The organism is Ruminococcus sp. (assembly GCF_016283395.1).
This window is the reverse complement of sequence record NZ_JAEEMU010000064.1, coordinates 1-2,409: the sequence shown is the minus strand read 5'-3', so window position 1 is coordinate 2,409 and position 2,409 is coordinate 1. Positions and strand designations below refer to the sequence as shown.

The window sequence follows — 2,409 nt, the reverse complement described above, 5'->3', positions numbered from 1 at the left end:
CTCCCGCGTGTAGTGACCCTTTTTACAGGAGATCCTCCCGTGTGAGCATGGGTACTGTTTTTCAGATACCCTGGACTTACCTTACAAGCAATATTAACTATCCACAGCAGCTCCGTGAAATGGGGTTCAGAACGGCTGCTATGGCACTCAGCGACGACTCAGTAAGTATCGACTCAACAAAGCTTGCAGATATACAGAAGCTTGCTGTTGTTTTAGGCACCGAAGGCGAAGGACTTGCTGACAAGACAGTGGCGGACTGCGATTACACTGTGAAGATACCGATGTCTCACGGTGTTGACTCGCTTAATGTTGCCGCCGCAAGCGCAGTTGCCTTCTGGCAGCTGGGCAGATAATACAGCTAATTACTCTTAGGAGTAAGAATATATATAATGATATGGGGTAATCAATATGAAACTTTATTTTAATCAAAGAGTATTTACTTTTAGACAGCGCTCGGAAATCTATGACGAATCTGGCAATGTTATGTTTACTGCCGTGGGTGAAATATTATCACTTGGTCGCAAAATGCATATCTTTGATGACATGAACAATGAGATCGCATTCGTTCAGCAGAGACTTCTCAGGCTGCTACCGAGATTCTCTGTATATATCGGAGGTCAGTTTATCGGAGATGTTGTAAAGGAGTTCACACTCTTGAGGCCACATTATTCCATTGATGAACTCGGCTGGCAGATAAGCGGCGACTTCTTCGCTCACGATTACAGTATCTCCTGTAGAGGACATTACATTGCTTCCATACATAAGCGCTGGATGTCATGGGGCGACAGTTTTGAGATAGACGTAGCAAAGGAACAGGATATAGTTATGGCGCTGGCTGTAATAATCGCTATTGACTGCGTTATCGACCAGTCTCAGAACAGCTAATAATGGGAGGTATTCCATCATGAGAAAATACAAATGGGGCATTATCGGAACAGGTAAGATTGCACACACATTTGCAACTGCTCTTAAGCATTGTGAAAATACAGAATTATGTGCTGTTGCTTCGAGAACTGACGAAAGATCCAAGGATTTCGCTGAAAAGTTCGGATTTTCTGAGCACTACGGAAGTTATAAAGATTTTGCCGAAAAAAGCGATGCTGAGATAGTATATATCGCAACTCCTATGGCTTCACACTTCAATGATGCATGGCTGTGCCTTGAAAACGGCAAGAACGTACTTTGCGAAAAGACACTAACACTTAATACCTCTCAGACTGAAAAGCTTATCGCTTTTGCCAGAGAAAAGGATCTCTTTTTCATGGAAGCTATGTGGATGAAGTGCCGTCCTGTTTACAGGAAAATGAAAGAGTGGATAGCTTCGGGACTTATCGGTAATATCGAATATATCAAAGCTGATTTCAGCAATTTCATTCCATACAACGAAAATGACAGGCTTTTCCGCGCTGACTGCGGTGGTGGCTGTCTGCTTGATCTTGGTATTTACCCTATTACGCTCACTCACGATCTTCTTGGGATGCCAGATGATATCGTCAGCTCCGCTCACATGATGTACGGCATAGATATGAGTAATTCCATCATTTTCAGATACAAAAATGGTGCTTTCTCATCAATGGATAACGGCTTTGAGATACAGCTTCGCAATAATGCCATTATTTCTGGTTCAAAGGGCTTCATTACACTCGGTAACTGGTTCCACTGTACGGACGAAGGCATACTCTTTGACCGTAGCGGAAATGAGATTGAGCGTTTTGTATATAAGGATGATATCAACGGCTATGAATACGAAATCGATGAAGTACACCGCTGCCTTGAGGTCGGATTCAAAGAAAGCCCTCTCGTTCCACACAGCGCTACAATCGCTGTTATGAAAATCATGGATGAATGCAGAGCACAGTGGGGAATGAAATTTCCCAATGAATGAAACAAGACACATATAGATTCAAAGTGAAAAATTATGATAGATATTTTAAACGAAATCAAAAGATTGTCTGAACAATATGGCGAAGGATTCAACTGGAACACTCTGTCCGATGGAATTACGTATGTGAATGAGCTTCAAAAAGAAACAGATATATCTGAATATACTGATATACAAGCTGTTGCCCGAAGCTATTCCAATGACGATGTTCTTTTTATACTTGATAATAATACTTATCGGATTTACCACCTGACCTACTCATCAATCAGACAAAACGGCTATCCTAAGTTTGTTGAGTTTTCTGACGGAATGGATGTTGTCAGCTATATCGAAAGACAATATATTGAAGAATGTTGTCAGTGAAATTGATAATAATAATTTAAAGGGGTCACAATGACCCCTTTTGTTTGTAATATTACTTTGTACCGAAAATACGGTCCCCTGCATCGCCCACGCCAGGTACGATGTACTTTTCCTCATTGAGCTTTTCATCCATAACGCCAGCATATATCTCTACATCAGGATAT

General features: G+C 41.5%; 5 protein-coding genes. 4 read left to right on the top strand and 1 reads right to left on the bottom strand.

Going from position 1 to position 2,409, the window contains the following annotated elements:
- The 4 genes from QZZ41_RS15345 to QZZ41_RS15330 all read left to right on the top strand — a co-directional run.
- Positions 1 to 353 (top strand): RNA methyltransferase (locus tag QZZ41_RS15345; RefSeq protein ID WP_295074170.1); only part of this gene is annotated, 353 nt, incomplete at its 5' end.
- 55 nt (positions 354 to 408) lie between these two features.
- Positions 409 to 885: an LURP-one-related family protein gene (locus QZZ41_RS15340; protein ID WP_295074168.1), complete on the top strand. Its 477-nt coding sequence runs from the start codon at positions 409 to 411 to the stop codon at positions 883 to 885.
- 19 nt (positions 886 to 904) lie between these two features.
- Positions 905 to 1,885 (top strand): Gfo/Idh/MocA family oxidoreductase, encoded by a 981-nt coding sequence (locus QZZ41_RS15335; protein WP_295074165.1) that lies wholly within the window; start codon positions 905 to 907, stop codon positions 1,883 to 1,885.
- Between the two features lie 33 nt (positions 1,886 to 1,918).
- Complete coding sequence (locus QZZ41_RS15330; RefSeq protein WP_295074163.1) at positions 1,919 to 2,245, top strand: hypothetical protein; 327 nt, start codon at positions 1,919 to 1,921, stop codon at positions 2,243 to 2,245.
- A gap of 52 nt (positions 2,246 to 2,297) precedes the next feature.
- On the opposite strand, the gene QZZ41_RS15325 is transcribed toward QZZ41_RS15330, so the two are convergent.
- The coding region (locus QZZ41_RS15325; RefSeq protein WP_295074172.1) for a uracil phosphoribosyltransferase at positions 2,298 to 2,409 on the bottom strand (112 nt) is incomplete at its 5' end.

Bases quoted from the DNA above. Each gene is read 5' to 3' on its own strand.
- QZZ41_RS15335 (WP_295074165.1), top strand. From the start codon at position 905: ATGAGAAAATACAAATGGGGCATTATCGGAACAGGTAAGATTGCACAC.
- QZZ41_RS15340 (WP_295074168.1), top strand. From the start codon at position 409: ATGAAACTTTATTTTAATCAAAGAGTATTTACTTTTAGACAGCGCTCG.
- QZZ41_RS15330 (WP_295074163.1), top strand. From the start codon at position 1,919: ATGATAGATATTTTAAACGAAATCAAAAGATTGTCTGAACAATATGGC.